This is a genomic window from Ruegeria sp. AD6, assembly GCF_056542325.1.
In genome coordinates this window covers 194,440-211,135 of the sequence record NZ_JBQFZQ010000007.1, presented here as the reverse complement: position 1 = coordinate 211,135, position 16,696 = coordinate 194,440, and the positions used below count along the sequence as shown (strand labels likewise).

The 16,696-nt window shown below is 59.8% G+C and carries 16 protein-coding genes; 8 read left to right on the top strand and 8 right to left on the bottom strand.

The features are described 5' to 3' along the window. The first annotated feature begins 530 nt into the window (after positions 1–530). Positions 531–1,043, top strand: coding sequence for a hypothetical protein (locus ACR0KJ_RS15390; RefSeq protein ID WP_170521998.1), 513 nt, complete (start codon positions 531–533; stop codon positions 1,041–1,043). Positions 1,044–1,067: 24 nt separating this feature from the next. On the opposite strand, the gene ACR0KJ_RS15385 is transcribed toward ACR0KJ_RS15390, so the two are convergent. The 7 genes from ACR0KJ_RS15385 to ACR0KJ_RS15355 form a co-directional block, all read right to left on the bottom strand. Then, on the bottom strand, positions 1,068–1,745 hold the full coding sequence (locus ACR0KJ_RS15385; protein ID WP_480627083.1) for a GntR family transcriptional regulator: 678 nt from the start codon (positions 1,743–1,745) through the stop codon (positions 1,068–1,070). A gap of 45 nt (positions 1,746–1,790) precedes the next feature. Then, entirely contained in the window at positions 1,791–2,816 is a 1,026-nt protein-coding gene (locus ACR0KJ_RS15380; protein WP_480627082.1) for a trans-3-hydroxy-L-proline dehydratase, read from the bottom strand. Between the two features lie 15 nt (positions 2,817–2,831). Continuing rightward, positions 2,832–4,082: an NAD(P)/FAD-dependent oxidoreductase gene (locus ACR0KJ_RS15375; protein WP_480627081.1), complete on the bottom strand. Its 1,251-nt coding sequence runs from the start codon at positions 4,080–4,082 to the stop codon at positions 2,832–2,834. Positions 4,083–4,105: 23 nt separating this feature from the next. Beyond that, positions 4,106–5,038 (bottom strand): 4-hydroxyproline epimerase, encoded by a 933-nt coding sequence (locus ACR0KJ_RS15370; protein ID WP_480627080.1) that lies wholly within the window; start codon positions 5,036–5,038, stop codon positions 4,106–4,108. After that, the gene (locus ACR0KJ_RS15365; RefSeq protein WP_170453261.1) at positions 5,029–5,988 is read right to left on the bottom strand and encodes a dihydrodipicolinate synthase family protein; all 960 of its coding nucleotides are present in this window, start codon (positions 5,986–5,988) and stop codon (positions 5,029–5,031) included. The genes ACR0KJ_RS15370 and ACR0KJ_RS15365 overlap by 10 nt, the downstream gene beginning before the upstream one ends. Before the next feature lie 130 nt (positions 5,989–6,118). After that, a complete protein-coding gene (locus ACR0KJ_RS15360; protein ID WP_480627079.1) occupies positions 6,119–7,237 on the bottom strand; it encodes an acetoin utilization protein AcuC in 1,119 nt (372 codons plus the stop codon). Positions 7,238–7,306: 69 nt separating this feature from the next. Beyond that, entirely contained in the window at positions 7,307–8,005 is a 699-nt protein-coding gene (locus ACR0KJ_RS15355; protein WP_480627078.1) for a GntR family transcriptional regulator, read from the bottom strand. Between the two features lie 138 nt (positions 8,006–8,143). On the opposite strand from ACR0KJ_RS15355, the gene ACR0KJ_RS15350 reads away from it, so the two are divergent. The 7 genes from ACR0KJ_RS15350 (at position 8,144) to ACR0KJ_RS15320 (ending at position 15,829) form a co-directional block, all read left to right on the top strand. Beyond that, complete coding sequence (locus ACR0KJ_RS15350; RefSeq protein WP_480627077.1) at positions 8,144–9,394, top strand: NAD(P)/FAD-dependent oxidoreductase; 1,251 nt, start codon at positions 8,144–8,146, stop codon at positions 9,392–9,394. 56 nt (positions 9,395–9,450) lie between these two features. Further along, positions 9,451–10,431: a TRAP transporter substrate-binding protein gene (locus ACR0KJ_RS15345; protein ID WP_170624186.1), complete on the top strand. Its 981-nt coding sequence runs from the start codon at positions 9,451–9,453 to the stop codon at positions 10,429–10,431. Positions 10,432–10,532: 101 nt separating this feature from the next. After that, positions 10,533–11,060: a TRAP transporter small permease subunit gene (locus ACR0KJ_RS15340; RefSeq protein ID WP_170453256.1), complete on the top strand. Its 528-nt coding sequence runs from the start codon at positions 10,533–10,535 to the stop codon at positions 11,058–11,060. Between the two features lie 5 nt (positions 11,061–11,065). Beyond that, positions 11,066–12,379, top strand: a complete 1,314-nt coding sequence (locus ACR0KJ_RS15335; protein WP_480627076.1) for a TRAP transporter large permease — start codon at positions 11,066–11,068, stop codon at positions 12,377–12,379. Between the two features lie 49 nt (positions 12,380–12,428). Then, positions 12,429–12,863, top strand: coding sequence for a universal stress protein (locus tag ACR0KJ_RS15330; RefSeq protein ID WP_480585425.1), 435 nt, complete (start codon positions 12,429–12,431; stop codon positions 12,861–12,863). Positions 12,864–12,902: 39 nt separating this feature from the next. Then, positions 12,903–14,027: an enolase C-terminal domain-like protein gene (locus ACR0KJ_RS15325; RefSeq protein WP_170453253.1), complete on the top strand. Its 1,125-nt coding sequence runs from the start codon at positions 12,903–12,905 to the stop codon at positions 14,025–14,027. A 68-nt stretch (positions 14,028–14,095) separates the two neighbouring features. Then, entirely contained in the window at positions 14,096–15,829 is a 1,734-nt protein-coding gene (locus ACR0KJ_RS15320; protein ID WP_480627075.1) for a thiamine pyrophosphate-binding protein, read from the top strand. A gap of 87 nt (positions 15,830–15,916) precedes the next feature. On the opposite strand, the gene ACR0KJ_RS15315 is transcribed toward ACR0KJ_RS15320, so the two are convergent. Beyond that, positions 15,917–16,675, bottom strand: coding sequence for an aspartate/glutamate racemase family protein (locus tag ACR0KJ_RS15315; protein ID WP_170624178.1), 759 nt, complete (start codon positions 16,673–16,675; stop codon positions 15,917–15,919). Positions 16,676–16,696: the final 21 nt, after the last annotated feature.

Below are 16,696 nucleotides of genomic sequence, written 5' to 3'. Positions count from 1 at the left end.
TAAGCACTGCCGCGCCAATGGTACTTGGGCTTAAGCCCCGGGAGAGTAGGTCACCGCCAAACCTAGTAAAAGCCCATATCTCTCTTACGATCGAAAATCCCCTAACACCAGAATCTAATGCCAATGAAGGCTGTGTTGTTCCGGCGCACCCGCGCTTTCCAAGGAACGCTCGGTTCCATATCGACACGCATTGCATTCGACAAATCAGCGTTGTTCGCGGAATATTGCACGCGTAACCGAAGCAAACTGAAAGTCGTGTTTTGAAGGTCGTGATCCATCAGGGGTTTCACAAAACAGGCACCAGAACCCTGCAAACGATGTTGTTCAGGAACCGGTCCCTGTTGGAGGATCGACTGAACGTTCTAATCCCCCGCGATCTAAAGGGAGCAGGGTTTTCTGCGCGGCGCTATTCCCTTGTTCAAAAGGACCAAGTCCTCAGGAAATTCCGCCAAAGGGTTCGGCATGCTCTTGAGCCTTTCGACGGGCGGACAGACACACCTCTGCTTATCAGCAGCGAGGAGTTTGCCGGGATGATTCCGGGGCGCAAGGATGTGTGGTCCTATTCTCAGACTCACGTTCTGGCAGAAACTCTGGTCGATGAAATCGACCGGTTTTCAGATGGTACTGCGCGTATCACCCTGTTCTTCACGACCAGAAATGCCAGCGACTGGGTGCGCAGTGTCTATTGGCAGAACATCCGCGCGGACAGGATTCAGCAAGACCTTGTGGAATATAGCGAGCGTCTGCGACAAGCTGCGGATCTTGACGGCGTGGTGAACCGGGTAGAGGAGGCTGTATCACCCCGTGCGGACGTCGTGCGCCTCAACGTGTCCGGGCTTGATGATCGCCTTTTTCCCGTGACCAAGGCGCTGTCGATGCTGAATGTCAGGTCCGATGATCTGTTACCCGTCAACAACCTGAATGTTCAGCCTGATGGAGCGGCAGAGTATTTTCTGGAACTGAACCGATCAACCATGACCGACGAAGACGTGGCGGCGGCAAAGCGCGCCTATCTGGACAGTTTGAAGGCCGCAAGGCGGTAATCCGCAAACCGTGTGTCTGAAAGGTCAGAGGGAACGCTTCCGCTTTAAAGCAATGAGTTCCAGAATTTGATCCCTGGTTCGCTGAATATGGGTTTTCAACAGCTCACAAGCCGCCTCCACGTCGCCGGACCGGGCCATAGACAGAAGCTGGTGATGCTCGATTTTTGCGGGTTCCCTTTGCTTCATCACGCTCAAATGCATGCGGACGTAACGGTCCGCTTGCGTGTTGATCCGGTTGAGCATGTCGCGCGTCAATTGCCTGTCGGCGCCTGCATATAGGGCCGAGTGGTATTCGTGGTTCAGAATACCCCATTTGCCGACGTCATTCTGATCGAAGGAGGCGTCCATCCGGTCCAATATCTCGGCGCAGCGCGCGAAATCCATTTGGGTCATATTTGGAATGGAGCGACGGAACAGGTCCACTTCGATCAGGGTGCGCAGGTCGAATATCTCACCAATTTCCGTCAAAGAATGCTTGATGACAGAACCACCGCGATTGGTGGACCATTTCACCAGCCCCTCGGCGTTCAGCCGTTTCAGGGCCTCGCGGATGGGCATGCGTGAAACGTCGTATTCTTCGGCCAAAGCCTCTTGCCGGATGGTTTCACCCTCGGCCAGTTCGCCGTTCAGAATGCGTTCCCGCAGGTCATCCGTGATGATGTCCGGCAGGCTTTTCTTGGTGATTGCGCGGGTCCCCGGCATGTCAGGTCCTTTATTGATTAGTGTTGGTGGCAATCGACAGCATCGTCACGCGCCCCACGTATCTGACAGTCGATAGCCGCCCGGCCACGGGTCATCGGGGTCGAGCATGTGTTGGTGAACTCCGGTGATCCAGCCGCGCCCGCTGATCTCGGGGAGAACTGCGTTGCGCCCTGCAACCTTGGTGGTGCCAAGTATTCTGCCGGTAAAGCGCGACCCGATGATGGATTGCGCGTCGAATGTCTGGCCCGGTTTCATCTGACCTTTCGCCAGCATCAGGGCCATGCGGGCCGAGACTGCTGTGCCTGTGGGGGACCGGTCGATCTTGCCCGGTTGGATGGCGACGGCGGATTTTCCCGCCAAACCGGCTTCCGTTTCGCTTAACGGGCCACAGAAGGCGCAAAAGGATATATGGGTCCAATCCGGGTTGTCAGGATGGCTGAACCCAAGCTGTTCATTGGCTGCGTTGGTGATCCTGACGCCCAATTGGGCAAGCGTCTTGGCTTCGCTTTCGATGATCTCAAATCCAAGATCCTGCGCGTCAACGACGACAAAACTGTCACCGCCATAGGCTGTATCGACGGTTATCGTGCCAACACCCGGAACATCGAGCGAAACTGCGATCTGATCGGCAAAGCTGGGCAGGTTCTGCACGAAGATGCGCTGTGCTTTCCCATCCCGGCATTCCGCCCGGACCTGCAACAGACCACCTGGCGCTTCGAGCGTCAGGTGGGTTTCCGGTTCCTGCATCGGCAGGATACCCGAATCCAGCAAAACCGTTGCCACGCAGATCGAGTTCGATCCGGACATGGGGGGCGTGTCCTCGGGCTCCATGATGATAAAGGCGGCATCGGCGTCGGGGTGTTTCGGGGGCACCAGCAGGTTCACGTGACGAAACACTCCGCCACGCGGTTCGTTCAGGACAAAATTCCTGAGCGTCTGATCCTGCGCGATGAATGTGCGTTGGTCCCAAAGGGTTTCTCCGGGCGGTGGTGCGACGCCTCCGACAATGACGTCGCCAACCTCACCCTCGGCATGGGCAGAGATCACATGGATCGTTTTTGTGCTGCGCATCAAGGGCCTCCGGGGTCAGAACCGCGTTGCAGAAAAGGGGGACAGGTCGATTGCGGGTTTGGCATCCATCACCAGATCCGCCACAAGCTCGGCCGTTCCGGCGGATTGGGTCAGCCCGAGATGGCCATGGCCAAACGCATAGTGAATGCGCGGGGCCTTGGGCGCGCGGTCGATGACCGGCAGGCTGTCCGGCAATGAGGGGCGGAACCCCATCCATTGCGTGCCGCCACTGATATCGAGGTCGGGCAGGAACTGGCCAGCTTTTGCCAACAGGGTGTCGGCCCGCTTGAAATTCGGTTTCAGGGACAATCCGCCCAGCTCGACCGCACCGCCCACGCGCACGCCGCCATTTATGCGCGTCGCCACAAACCCATGGGCGCTGAAGGTCAGATGCGTGCGCAGATCGAAGGCACCCTGCGGCAGGGTCGTGTTATAACCCCGCTCGGTTTCCAGCGGGATTATGTCCCCCAGCTGCCGGGCCAGAATATGAGACCACGCGCCTGCCGAGATCACCAGATGTCGGGCGTGAACTTGCCCCGATGGGGTTTCCAGAACGACCCGTTCCCCTTGCTGCGTCACGGATGACACGGGCTGCACATCAATTCGCCCGCCGCGTGCCTGAAACTGCGCGGCGAGATGTTCGGTCCAGGCTTTCGGGTCGTTTGTGTTCATCCAATGCGGCGTGAACCCGGCATGGGTGAAGCGGCGGTTCAGACCGGGTTGTATCTCGGCAATTGCCTCGGGGCTGTGGAGCAGATCGAAATCCACCCCATGATCGCGCCGCAGGGTCCAGGCCGATTGACTGGCGCGGAATTGCGCGACCCCTTCATAAAGTTGCAACTGACCGTCGCGCTGTATCATGGCTTCGCCATCGACCTCGGCAATTTGGCGTTCGGTTGCCAGGCGGCAATGCTTCATCAAATCCCCCTGCGCCGCAAGCGAGGCGCGATAGCGATCCTTCCAGCTGGACCGCCAAAATCGCAGCATCCAAGGCGCAATCTGCGGCGCGTACAATGGGGGCACCGAAAGCGGCCCAAGGGGATCGAGCAGCCATTTTGGTGCCTCGTGCATGATGCCGGGCTTGGCCAAGGGTTCGATCTCGGCAAAGGCGAAGGCCCCGGCATTGCCTTGCGATGCGCCTGCGGCGACCCCTTCACGGTCCAGCACCAGAACATCGCGCCCGCGCCGTTGCAGTTCCAGCGCGATGCTGATGCCGATGATCCCGGCTCCGACGATGACGATGTCAATTGGGTCTTCAGGCGGCATTTGTGCTGTCCGTTTCAGGCGTGTCAGATCGGGATACCCAGTTTGAAGGGGTCATTCTCGGCGAAGACGAGCGTGCTGTCTGCCATGATATGGGCCTGCCCGGTCAGAGTAGGGATGACGCCGCCATTTGGGCCGGGCTGATAGGACAGGCGGTAGGGGCTACCGATGACGCTGTGCTGCACAATCTCGGCGCCGGGGGCCAGCAGACCATCTGCTGCAAGACAGGCCAGACGCGCGGAACTGCCGGTGCCACAGGGCGAACGGTCATAGTTGTCATCCGGGCACAAAACGAAATTCCGGCTGTGGACATCGGGCGTACCTGACGAGTCCTGAAAAATGACGTGGTCCACGGGCTCTCCGCCCTCACCGCCCACGGATTGCGCGATGCAGGCCTCGCGAATGGCGATCGTCATATCGGTCAGGGCGCGGATATTTTCGGGGGCGACGGGGATCGGGCTTGGGTCGAGGATGAAGAACCAATTGCCGCCATAAGCGACATCGCCGGTGACTGGTCCGTATTGGGTGGTCTCCACGGTGACCGATTTGCGCACCCTACGGCTTTCGACATTGGTCACGCTTACGGTGTTGGTATCGTGCACGTCGATTGTAATGACGCCTGCAGGGGTCTCGATCTTACTTGTGCCGGGTGTGATCCGGCCCAGATGGGCCAGAGTGACGCCCAGCCCGATGGTGCCGTGCCCGCACATGCCCAGCACGGCGTCGGCATCGAAATAGATGACGCCGGTGACGCAGTCGGGATCGACCGGCGGCACCAGAAGGGCCGCAACCATGCCGGGCTGTCCACGCGGTTCCAGCAAGACGGATTTGTAAAACGCCTCATGCTCGGTCGCCAGCCGCTGCGCGCGCTCGGCCAGCGGGCCGGTGCCCAGATCCGGCGCGTTGTCGAGGATCACCCGCGTGGGCATTCCGCCGGTATGGCTGTCGATCACATGCATTCAGCGATAACCCCGCCCTGCTTTGACCAATCGGCGAACCAGTTGCGGAACAGGTCATATTGCTGTTCGCAATAGTTTCGCTGTGCGTCCGTCAGCGCGTCAGTTTCATTGAAATGCAGGCGGTATTCCTCTTCACCGTTTAACACCAACAGGTGCTTGTAATAGAGCACCAGATCGGTGCCCTCATCAAAGCTGGCCAGAACGCCAAATGCCTCTTCCAACTCACGCGCGCGCATCCGGGCTTCGGCATGACCTTCGGCGGCTTTCTGAGCCAGGGCCGCCAGCAGCAACGCCTCTTTCGGCAGGGCGGTACCGATGCCGGTGATGGCCCCGGTCGCACCGCAGTTGACGAAACCATGATAGACCTCGGTATCGACGCCCACCATCAGGGTCACCTGATCGTCTTGTGAGGTGATGTGCTCGGCGGCATAGCGCAGATCGTCCTTGCCTCCGAACTCTTTGAACCCGACGAGGTTGGGGTGTTCGGCGCGTAGGGCAAAGAACAGATCAGCCTTGGTGGCAAAACCGTAGACCGGGCTGTTGTAGATGATCGCGGGCACATCCGGCGCGGCGCTGAGGATCGCCTTGAAGTGGTTTTTCTGCGCAGCCATGGAGGACCCCCGCGACAGCACACGCGGGATCACCATCAGGCCAACGGCCCCCACTTTCTGCGCGTGGGCGGCGTGGGCAACCGCGGATTTCGAATTGATCGCGCCGGTGCCCACAACAACCGGGATATCGGCAGAGGCCAGCCGTTCGACCCCTTCCATACGCTCGGCATCGGTCAGCAGGGGCCAATCGCCCATCGAGCCGCAATAGACCACGGCGGACATGCCTGCCGAGATCATCTCTTTCCCCTTGCGCACAAGGGCGTCGTAGTCGGGTGTCCGGTCCGCTGTGCAGGGGGTCATCAGGGCGGGCATGGTGCCCGAGAAGATGGATTTGGTCATCGCAGGGTATCTTTCAATGGCGGTGGGTCAGTTGGATTCCCGGCATTCATACTGGATATTGGATCCAGAATCTAGGAATCTGTTGTTTTCCTGCGAAAGGCCCAAGGGGTTTGGGCAAATGGCCGCCGACTTACACCCAAGCCCGCAAACGACTTGCCAGAAAATCGACCCTTTCTCGGACGGTATCCGAGATCACTCCGTTGCGCGGTGCGTCTTGCAAGGTCGTAAGCCATTCTGCCTTGGGGACCTGCTTGCGTGTCCTGCCGCGAAAGCTGAGCTGACGCAGCACGGCCTGGGCTGCGTCAGGCAGATGATCGGGTATGTCGTGCCCGGCCAGAATGCCCCATACACCTGTCCAAAGGCGGCCGACGGTCCACGGGTTGTAGCCGCCTCCGCCCAGCACCAACAGGCGTGGTGCCAGCCCGGTAAGGCCGCGCAGAACATCCCAATGGGCGTTGTTGGACAGCGACAGATGCGCCAGCGGGTCATCCTCGACCGCGTCCGCGCCGCATTGCAGGATGATCGCATCGGGGCGGAACGCGGCAACAGCAGGCAGGATCAACCGGGCGCGCACCAGTGCCATTTCGTCATCATGGAAGCCGCGCGGCAGGGGAAGATTCAGGGCGTTGCCGCCTGCGTCATCCTCCAACTTGCCGGTCTTGGGCCACAGGTTCTGTTCGTGGACCGAGATCATCAGGCAATCGGGATCGCCGCCAAAGCCGACCTCGACCCCATCGGGATGATGTGCGTCGATATCGACATAGGCCAGCCGCCGCACCCCATGCGCGCGCAGGCTGAGCATCGCAAGCACCGGATCGTTGAGATAGCAGAACCCATTGGCCCGATCCGGCATCCCGTGATGGGTTCCCCCCGCCGGATTGTAGATCACGCCACCGTTTGCCAACAGTTCGCCAGCCAGGATCGAGCCTCCGGCGGCTGTGGCAGGACGGCGGAACATCTCGGTGAATATCGGGTTCGAGATTGTCCCGATGTTGAACCGGGTTTTTTGGTCCGGGGTGACGGCTTGCAGATGCTCAGCCTGTTGCAGGGCCTCGATATAGTCCGGGTCATGCCACGCCGTAAGCGCCCAGGGTTTAGCCCGGGGCGAGCGGATATACTGCGCGTCCGGCAACCAGCCCAGGGCACGCGACAGGTCCATGACGGTCGAGACCCGAGGGATCCTGAGCGGATGCCATGTGCCATAAGTTGAGTGGCGATAGATTTCCGAGCCGATGAAACGCGCTGTCATGACGGCGTAGTTAGCGCGGCGGGTCTCCTCGAAAAGGCTATCGGGTTATCGCCACAACACCCCACGCGATCAGAAATCCGGCACGTAGAGTTGGGAATAGGCGACCCGCACCAGCTCGACCGTTTGTTCGCTGCGTCGCTCGATATGGCCGCGCAGGGCAGACACCGCCCGATCCACGTTGCGCGCCTTTACCGCATCCAGAATGATCCGATGCGCCGACATCGAGGTCTGGTCTGTCTCGGCGTTCTCGCGCCGGTCCCGCAGCAACCGCAGGTTGACGATGCGGACATAGCGGATGCGCTCATTGACGTTGTGCAGCAGCTTCAGCAACTCTTGGTTGCCGGAAAGCGCTGCCAGCTTGATGTGGAACTCTTCATCCATGCGCAGAAGCTCATCCAGATCGTGGCAGACGGAATAGGATTTTTCGACCTCGTCCAGATAGGCAATGACCGCGTCGATCTGCTGATCCTCGGCCCCGCCGATGGTGCGCAGCAGCGCCTCGGTCTCAAGCGCGCAGCGCAGTTGGTACAGTTCCAGTACTTTCTCTGGTGTCAGCGGGCGGCAGAAAAACCCCTTGCCCAGCGAAAAGGTCAGGAACCCTTCGGCCACCAGCCTGTTGAGCGCCTCGCGCAAGGGCGTCCGGCTGATGTCCAGCCGCTTGGTCAGCGACGTTTCGTTCAGCCGTTCACCCGGCTTGAACTCGAAGTTGACCGCCATCCGGCGCAGGGCCTGGTAGGCGCGTTCGACATTGCCTTCGGATTTGGACATGGATCTCCTGCCATTCGGTTGGACGTCTTTTACCAAAGACTGCCCCATAATAAACATTAGACTTCACAGAAATCTACAATCCTGTATACAGATCGGCATATCGCTGATTTCAAGCGATTCCCGGCAAGTTGAGAGCACATGACGACCAAGGAAGAACAGGTTGTAGTTGTTGGGGCGGGCATTGTTGGTGTCTCGACCGCGATCTGGCTGCGACGCAAAGGTGTTGAGGTCACGATTGTTGATCGCAACCCGCCGGGTGATCCAAACGCGACATCTTATGGGAATGCCGGGGTGCTGGCTGCGTGTTCCGTTGCACCGGTGACCGCACCGGGGCTGATGCGCAAGGGCCCCAAGATGGCGCTGGACCCGAACTTTCCGCTGTTTCTGCGCTGGTCCTATTTGCCCAAGCTGATGCCGTGGCTGCTGAAATACATGTCGCATGCCAATGACAGCGACACCCGGCGGATCGCGGCCGGCCTGACGCCATTGACCAGCGACTCGGTCGAACAGCATCAGGCGCTGACCAGCGATACCGGTGCGGCGGATTGGGTGCAGACCTCGGATTACAGCTTTGTCTATCCGACCCGTGCGGCGTTCGAGGCCGACAGCTATACTTGGGCGCTGCGCAAGGTGGCCGGGTTCGAGCCCGAGGTGCTGGAAGGCGGCGCGGTTCACGAGTTCGAGCCGAACCTGTCCAAGGATCTGAACCTGCTGGCCGTCATGCGCGACCATGGCTACAGCCGCGATCCCGGTGCCTATATCGCCGCGCTAGCGGCCGAGGCGGAAAAGCTGGGCGCTGTTTTCCGTCAGGCCGAAGTTGTCGATTTCGAACTGACCGATGGGTCCGTTTCGGCGGTCGTCACCAAAGACGGCACATTGCCCTGCAGCAAGGTGGTTCTGGCGACGGGCGTCTGGTCAAAACCTCTGGCCCGCAAACTGGGCCTGTCCGTGCCGCTGGAAACCGAGCGCGGCTATCATATGGAATTCGTACTGCCGGAAAACGGCCCGTCGACCCCGCTGATGGTAACAACCGGCAAGTTTGTTGCGACCCCGATGGAAGGCCGGTTGCGCTGTGCCGGTATTGTCGAGTTTGGCGGGCTTGAGGCCGGGCCGTCCGATGCCCCCATCGCCCTGCTGAAACGCAAGGTTCAGGAAAGCTTTCCGAACCTCACATTCGAAAGCGAAAAGACCTGGCTGGGCCACCGGCCCGCGCCGTCAGACAGCCTGCCGCTGATCGGTGAGATCGGCAAGACCGGCGTGCTGGCCGGGTTTGGGCATCATCACATCGGCCTCACCGCCGGGCCCAAGACCGGGCGGATACTTGCGGGGCTGATCACAAAAGACCGTACCAATATCGATTTGGGCGTGTACGATCCAATGCGGTTCTGAACCAAACTTCAACGACGCCCCCTGAAGGGGCACAAAAGTCAACAAGGGAGACAAACATGTCAAAAACACTTACCAAACTGGCTGCCAGCATTGGCGTGATCACGGCCTCTGCGGCGGCAGTGTCGGCGGAAACCTGGGACCTGCCGATGGCCTATTCGGCCACGAACTTCCATTCGGTAACCGGCGCGGTTTTTGCAGAATGCGTGACCCAAGGCACCAGTGGCGCGTTAACTATTCAGACCCATCCGGGCGGTTCGCTCTATGCCGGGGCCGAGATCAAGCGTGCGATCCAGACCGGTCAGGTCAATATTGGCGAGCGTCTGCTGTCTGGGCACCAGAACGAAAACGCGCTGTTTGGCTTTGACTCGGTACCCTTCCTGGCGACGTCTTTCGAGGACTCGGAGAAGCTGTGGGAGTTCGCCAAAGAACCGCTGTCCGAGTTGCTGGCAGAACAGAATCTGCACCTGCTGTATTCGGTACCGTGGCCGGGGCAGGGCCTGTATTTCGACCGTGAGGTCAACACTCTGGCAGATGCGGAAGGTCTGAAGTTCCGCGCCTATAACTCGGCTTCGGCCCGTATGGCGGAATTGGCCGGTATGCTGCCGGTGCAGATCGAGGCGGCTGAAATCAGCCAGGCCTTTGCCACCGGTGTGGCGCAGGGGATGGTATCGTCTGGTTCGACCGGCTACGACCGCAAGGTCTGGGAAAGCCTGTCGCACTATTATGGCGTCGACGCCTGGATGCCCCGCAACTACATGCTGGTCAATCTGGACGCCTGGAACGGTTTGGATGACGCTACCAAGGCCGTTATGAACGGCTGCGCCGTGGCGGCCGAGTACGCGGGCGACTGGCGCTCGATCCAGTACACCGAATTCACGGTGAACGAGCTGGGCAAAAACGGCATGACCACAGGCCCGGCAAGCGAAGAACTGGCCGCCGAACTGCGTGCGATTGGTGAAACCATGACCGCAGAATGGCTGGAAGCTGCTGGTGAGCCTGGTCAGAAAATCGTCAACGATTTTAAAGCTGCACAATAAAAACAACCGTGCGTTCTTTCCCGGCGGCCGTGGCCGCCGGGGGTATCTTACGACCGGCATGGTCGACCTGATCGCCATGCCTGCCTAACGGGGGACCCGCTATGGCGATCTTCTCAACACTGCGCAAAACGCTGGATGTGATCTATCGCTTTGCAGGCTATCTTGCCGCGTGCTTTCTGATACTGATCCTATTCTTCGTAACCCTGCAGATGGTGTCGCGCTGGGGTGGTGAAATCATCACGGGTGCACCGGACTTCACTGGCTATTGCATGGCTGCGGCCTCATTCTTGGCGCTGCCGTATGCGCTGAACGGCGGGGCCCATATTCGTGTCAGCCTGTTGCTGAATGCGCTGGGCCGGTTCCGAAGGTTAGGCGAGATCTGGTGCTGGGCCATTGCCAGCTATCTGACCTTCCTGTTCGCCCGTTACGCAATCAAGCTGACGTACGAAAGCTACCGCTTCAATGACATCAGCCAGGGGCAGGACGCCTGGCCCATCTGGATTCCGCAGATGTCCATGGTCATTGGAACCGTTCTGCTGGCGATCTGCGCGATCGACAACCTGATCACCATCCTCGTGACCGGGGAAGACAACATGCGATCCTCTGCGGTCGACGCACACGCGGAGTAAGCCTGATGGAAGAAGTCTATCTCGTTACCATTTTCCTGTTCGCCCTGTTCCTGTTGCTGGGAACCGGGGTTTGGGTGGCGCTGGCGCTGTTTGGCGTGGCCTATCTGGGGCTTGAAATGTTCACCTCGCGCCCGGCCGGCGATGCGATGCTGACGCGGATCTGGACCGGCTCGTCCAGCTGGACCCTGACCGCGCTGCCGCTGTTCATCTGGATGGGTGAAATTCTGTTCCGAAGTCGATTGTCGCAGGACATGTTCCGCGGCCTCAGCCCCTGGATGCAGCGGATGCCGGGCGGTCTGGTCCATGTGAACATCGTCGGCTGCACCATCTTCGCCGCCGTGTCGGGGTCGTCCGCTGCGACGCTGACCACAGTTGGTAAAATGTCGATCCCGGAACTGCGCAAACGCGGCTATCCCGAATACATGATCATCGGCACGCTGACCGGTGCGGCCACGCTGGGCCTGATGATCCCGCCCTCGCTGACGCTGATCGTTTATGGCGTGGCGGTCGAGCAGTCGATCTCGAAGCTGTTCATGGCGGGTATCCTGCCGGGCATCGTTCTGGCCGGTCTGTTCATGGCCTATGTCGCCGGCTGGTCCTTTGTGCGCCGGTTCGAGGTGCCCGAGATTGCCGACCGCATGACGTTCACGCAAAAGCTGAATGAAAGCCGGTTCCTGATCCCGATCATCCTGCTGATCCTGGTGGTCATCGGGTCGATGTATGGCGGCTTTGCCACCGCGACCGAGGCTGCGGCTATCGGTGTGCTGGGCGCATTTGCACTGGCCGCAATGCAGGGATCCCTGACCAAACAGGCCTTTGTCGAAAGCCTACTGGGGGCCACGCGCACCTCGGCCATGATTGCCTTCATCCTGATGGGCGCCATCGCCCTGACGCTGGCCATGGGGTTCACCGGCCTGCCGCGCGCCCTGGCCGAGTTCATCGAAGGGCTTGAGTTGTCGCGGTTCTCACTGCTGATCGCCCTGATGCTGTTCTACATCGTGTTGGGCATGTTCCTGGACGGTATCTCTTCGGTGGTGCTGACCATGGCGATTGTGCAGCCGATGGTCGAAGGCGCAGGCATCGATCTGATCTGGTTCGGCATCTTCATCGTGATTGTCGTCGAAATGGCGCAGATCACGCCGCCGATTGGCTTCAACCTGTTCGTGATGCAGGGGATCACCCGGCACGAGATGGGCTATATCGCCAAGACCGCGTTGCCGCTGTTCCTGATCATGGTCGTGATGGTCTTCATCATGATCGGCTTCCCGGAACTGGCGACCTATCTGCCGGACAGCATGGTGAGTTCAGCGGGCCGATAACCGGCCCGCCCCCCCGATTTACCGATAGCCACCCAAGAGGTGCCAAACCATGACGAAACCGAAAATTCTGGCAGCCGTGGACCTTGTCCACAAGGACAGCGACGCCGCAGTGATCCACGAGGCGATCCTGCTGGCCAAGGCCCATGATCATGAGGTCGAGGTTGTTTTCGTGATCCCGGATCAGGAAAACTCTTACGCGCAGAACTACATCCCGGCGGATATGCATCAACAGGTTGTCGATGACGCCGTGCGCGATCTTCAGGCCTATGCCGCCGGTTTTGACTGGCAGGGCGTGGTCCATGACAGTCAGGTGCTGCGCGGTGTTGTCTATGAAAAACTGATCGAACATGCCGACACGCTGTCCGCCGGTTTTGTGGTGATCGGTGCCAGCAAACCGTCGGTCACTGATCTGCTGATCGGTCCGAATGCGGCCCGCGTCGCCCGCTATGCCGGGTGCAGCGTGATGGTCGTGCGCCCGCGCTAAGACACGAATAACCCAAAAAACTCTCACACGGAGACGACCGTGAGCGATCACAAAATCGAAGCCCTGCGGGTTCACCGCATTCTGATCCCTGCCAAGGCCGTGCATTCCCACGGCTCGGGCGATGTTGCGGGTATCAACGTGGCCATTCTGGAACTTGTCACTGACACCGGGATCACCGGTTGGGGTGAGGCCTCGCCCTGGCCCGTGTTTACCGGCACAGCCGAAGGCAACGCCGCCGCGCTGCACGTGCATCTGCGTCCGCATCTGATCGGTCAGGACCCGGTGCAGGTCGAGAAACACATGAACATGGCCGAAAAGGTGCTGGTCGGCCATCCCGAGGCCAAGGCGGCGTTGGAAATGGCGCTGCTGGACATCACCGGGCAGATCACAGGCCTGTCCGTTTGCGAACTGGTCGGCGGCAAGATGCGCGACAGTATGGGGATGAGCTTTTCGGTCGCCAACCCGGATTTCGACGCCGATCTGGATGACATTGCCGCCATGTGGGACGACGGCGTGCGCATCTTCAAGTTCAAGACCGGCTTTGCCGATCACAAGTTCGATGTAATGCGTGTCGAGAAACTTCGCGAGATTTACGGCGATGAAGTCGATATCCGCATCGACTACAACCAGGGTCTGCTGGCCTATGACGCGGTGCGTTGCATCCGCGACCTCGAAGCCTTCCGCCCGACCTTTGTCGAACAGCCCGTCAAGATGCACGAGCGTGAGGCGCTGGCCCATATCACCCATGCCATCGATACGCCGATCATGGCGGATGAAAGCGTGTTTGATCCCAAAGGCGCGCTCTATGGCGCGCAGAACCGGATTGCCGATATTTTCTCGCTGAAGATCATGAAATCGGGCGGCATTCGCCGCGCGCTTGAGGTGGCAGCAATCGCGCGTGCCGCCGGGATTGAAATCTATGGCGGCTGCATGTTCGAAACCGGTCTGGCCCATGCCGCCGGTGCGCATCTGATGGCGGCTGTGCCCGATCTGGTGCTGCAATGCGAGTTTTACATGGCCACCTACTATGCCGCTGACGACATCCTGACCCAGCCGTTCCCCGTCAAGCACGGGCGCGTTCACGTGCCGGACGGGCCGGGGCTGGGCGTTGCGGTCGATCCTGACAAACTGGCGAAATACGCCGTCGCCGAAACACTGACGTAACTAAAAAACTGCGGATTTATTGTATACAGTCCTGTGCGCAAAAATCCGGCTGAGAAAGGTTCAAACCAATGACCGATGCTGACACCCAGCGCATGAACGGCGCTCAGATCATTCTCAAGATGCTCGAACTGCACGGTGTAAGCCACGTATTCGGCCTGCCCGGGGAAACCACAATCGGGTGGTACAAAGAGTGGCGCGAACACTCGAATATCGAATTTGTGCTGACCCGCGACGAACGTACCGCATCCTACGCGGCCGAATCCTATGCCAAGATCACCGGACGTCCTTGCGTGCTGGAAGCGCCAAGCCCCGGTGTAACTCACTGTACGCCGGGTATTACCGAGGCGTATCTGAGCTCGGTTCCGGTGATCTATTTCAGCTCGGACATCCCGATCAATCAGGACAAAAAGCACGGGCTGACCGGGGTCGATCAGACCAAGCTGTATGACAGCATCTGCAAGGAAAGCTTTGTTCTGACCAATGCCAGGGAAATCCCGTTCCTGATGCGCCGGGCCTTCCGCGTGGCGACCTCGGGGCGTCCGGCGCCGGTGCATATCCGCGTTCCGATCAACATCTTCGGGGAAGAGGCCGAGATCAACGATCTTTATGCCGAACCCGAATACAGCACCTATCCGGCGCATCGGCCCGTGGCCGATCACTCGAAAATCCGCGCGGCGATCGATGTGCTGCTGGCAGCCGAGAAACCGGCGATTGTTGTGGGGCAGGGCGGGCTGATTTCAAAGGCGTCCGAGGCGATCCTGGAACTGGCTGAACTGCTGCAAATCCCGGTCGGGACCACCACACCCGGCAAGGGTACCATCCCCGAGGATCACCCGCTTGCCCTGCGCGTGATCGGCGGGCGCGGCGGCATGGAGTATTCCAACCAATATGTGCACGACGCCGATACGATCTTCTTCATCGGCTCGAACACGGACAGCGCCGCCACCGATCACTGGAAGTTGTATGGCGATCCCAAGGCCAAAACCTTCCTGCATCTGGACATTGCCGAGGCGCATGTTGGCAACAACTTCCCCGTCAAAGTCGGTCTGGTCGGCGATGCCCGCGCGACGCTGGAATACATGAATGTTCTGATCAAAGCAGACCACCCAAACCTGACCCGCCCGAATATCGATCTGAACCCGATCAAGAAGACGGCGCTGGACAAGGTGTTCAACTCGAACATCCCCATGCCCGAAGGCACGATTTCCCCGGTCAAGCTGTCTCAGGTACTGGACCGGATCATGCCGGACAACGCGGTGGTCACGTCCGAACCGGGCGTCAGCGCGATCTACCCTTCGGCCCTGCTGACCTTCCGCAAGCCGGGGCGGCGCTATATCACCAACTATTCGATGGGCGCGCTGGGTTATTCGGTGCCTGCGGGGCTGGGCGCGATCTATGCCAATGACGGGCCGGTTATTTCGTTCACCGGCGACGGGTCGTTTGGATTTGTCATCGGTGACATGGAAACGCTGAAGCGCAGCGGCAAGAACATCACCGTTATCCTGACCCGCAACGACACGTTCGGCTGGATCCGGGGCGAGGCCATTCTGCTGGACGACGTGGACGAACCGTGGTCAACGGATTTTGGTCGTGTCGATTATTGCAAAGTGGCCGAAGGCTTTGGCTTCAAGACCGCCCGGATCAAATCCGAAGACGATATCGAGCCGATCCTGTCCGAGGCCATCGCCAACCCCGGCGCAAACTTCATCGAGATGATGGTTCCGTCGCAGGACAAGATCGTTCCGTTTGTCCCCAACTGGGTGCGCGCGGCGCGGGCAAAGAACCTGCCGCATTTCTATTGATGCCTTCGGTCGGGCGCTCGCGCCCGATCCTTTCAACACAGACCCCCCGGCTTTGTTCCAGGCCGGGGGGTCTTTTGTGACTATAGATCAGGACTGACCTGCCAGCCCGAGCAGCGGATCGTCCAGATCGACCGGAAAGCGATCCGGCACCAGCGCCTGATGGAACCAACGAACGAAGCTGTAGATTGAAAACACGGGCAGGCCGGTCAGTTTGCGCACATCCGCTGCGTAAGGCGTCATGTTGGTGCATTCCAGAATGATCGCGCCGATATCCTGATGCTCGGTCACCAATTGCCGCGCGGCGTCGCGCATGTCTTCGCGGCAGGCGGCAAAATCGATCTCGGGCGCGTCGCCCAGAATGTCGCGGGTAAAGACCCGACCGCCCTCGGTTCCGACAATCGGCGTATCCAGCGGGACATTCGCGGCCTGCAGATGCGCGGGTGTCAGCGTTTCCTTCGAGATTGTCAAAATCCCCGGACGTTTGCCGGGCGGCAACATGGCCTGCACCATCGGGGTTTGCATCAGCGATGAGGTGGCAACCGGAACCGGCACCGCCTCGGCCAGTTGATCCTGTACGATGGACAGGAAACCGCAATTGGTGGTGATGCCGTCGCAGCCGGTGGCAACCAGCTCTTTCGCGGCATCAATGAACAGCCCGACCAGTTCGCGGGCGTCATTGCGGACAACCTTGTCCGGCGTTGCGCTGCGGACGACGCGGTATTGCACCGGAAAAGGCCATGTGGTCGCGTTGCCGATATCGCCTGGAATGCGCGGAAACTGAGTTTCCAGCATCAGGATGCCCAGATTGGCCCCGAACACCGTTTTACCGCCATGCAATTTGTGCATATTCGCCTCGTCATATGTCGA

Coding starts and splice junctions, on each gene's coding strand:
- ACR0KJ_RS15390 (WP_170521998.1), top strand. CDS start 531: ATGATTCCGGGGCGCAAGGATGTGTGGTCCTATTCTCAGACTCACGTT.
- ACR0KJ_RS15385 (WP_480627083.1), bottom strand. CDS start 1,745: ATGCCGGGGACCCGCGCAATCACCAAGAAAAGCCTGCCGGACATCATC.
- ACR0KJ_RS15380 (WP_480627082.1), bottom strand. CDS start 2,816: ATGCGCAGCACAAAAACGATCCATGTGATCTCTGCCCATGCCGAGGGT.
- ACR0KJ_RS15375 (WP_480627081.1), bottom strand. CDS start 4,082: ATGCCGCCTGAAGACCCAATTGACATCGTCATCGTCGGAGCCGGGATC.
- ACR0KJ_RS15370 (WP_480627080.1), bottom strand. CDS start 5,038: ATGCATGTGATCGACAGCCATACCGGCGGAATGCCCACGCGGGTGATC.
- ACR0KJ_RS15365 (WP_170453261.1), bottom strand. CDS start 5,988: ATGACCAAATCCATCTTCTCGGGCACCATGCCCGCCCTGATGACCCCC.
- ACR0KJ_RS15360 (WP_480627079.1), bottom strand. CDS start 7,237: ATGACAGCGCGTTTCATCGGCTCGGAAATCTATCGCCACTCAACTTAT.
- ACR0KJ_RS15355 (WP_480627078.1), bottom strand. CDS start 8,005: ATGTCCAAATCCGAAGGCAATGTCGAACGCGCCTACCAGGCCCTGCGC.
- ACR0KJ_RS15350 (WP_480627077.1), top strand. CDS start 8,144: ATGACGACCAAGGAAGAACAGGTTGTAGTTGTTGGGGCGGGCATTGTT.
- ACR0KJ_RS15345 (WP_170624186.1), top strand. CDS start 9,451: ATGTCAAAAACACTTACCAAACTGGCTGCCAGCATTGGCGTGATCACG.
- ACR0KJ_RS15340 (WP_170453256.1), top strand. CDS start 10,533: ATGGCGATCTTCTCAACACTGCGCAAAACGCTGGATGTGATCTATCGC.
- ACR0KJ_RS15335 (WP_480627076.1), top strand. CDS start 11,066: ATGGAAGAAGTCTATCTCGTTACCATTTTCCTGTTCGCCCTGTTCCTG.
- ACR0KJ_RS15330 (WP_480585425.1), top strand. CDS start 12,429: ATGACGAAACCGAAAATTCTGGCAGCCGTGGACCTTGTCCACAAGGAC.
- ACR0KJ_RS15320 (WP_480627075.1), top strand. CDS start 14,096: ATGACCGATGCTGACACCCAGCGCATGAACGGCGCTCAGATCATTCTC.
- ACR0KJ_RS15315 (WP_170624178.1), bottom strand. CDS start 16,675: ATGCACAAATTGCATGGCGGTAAAACGGTGTTCGGGGCCAATCTGGGC.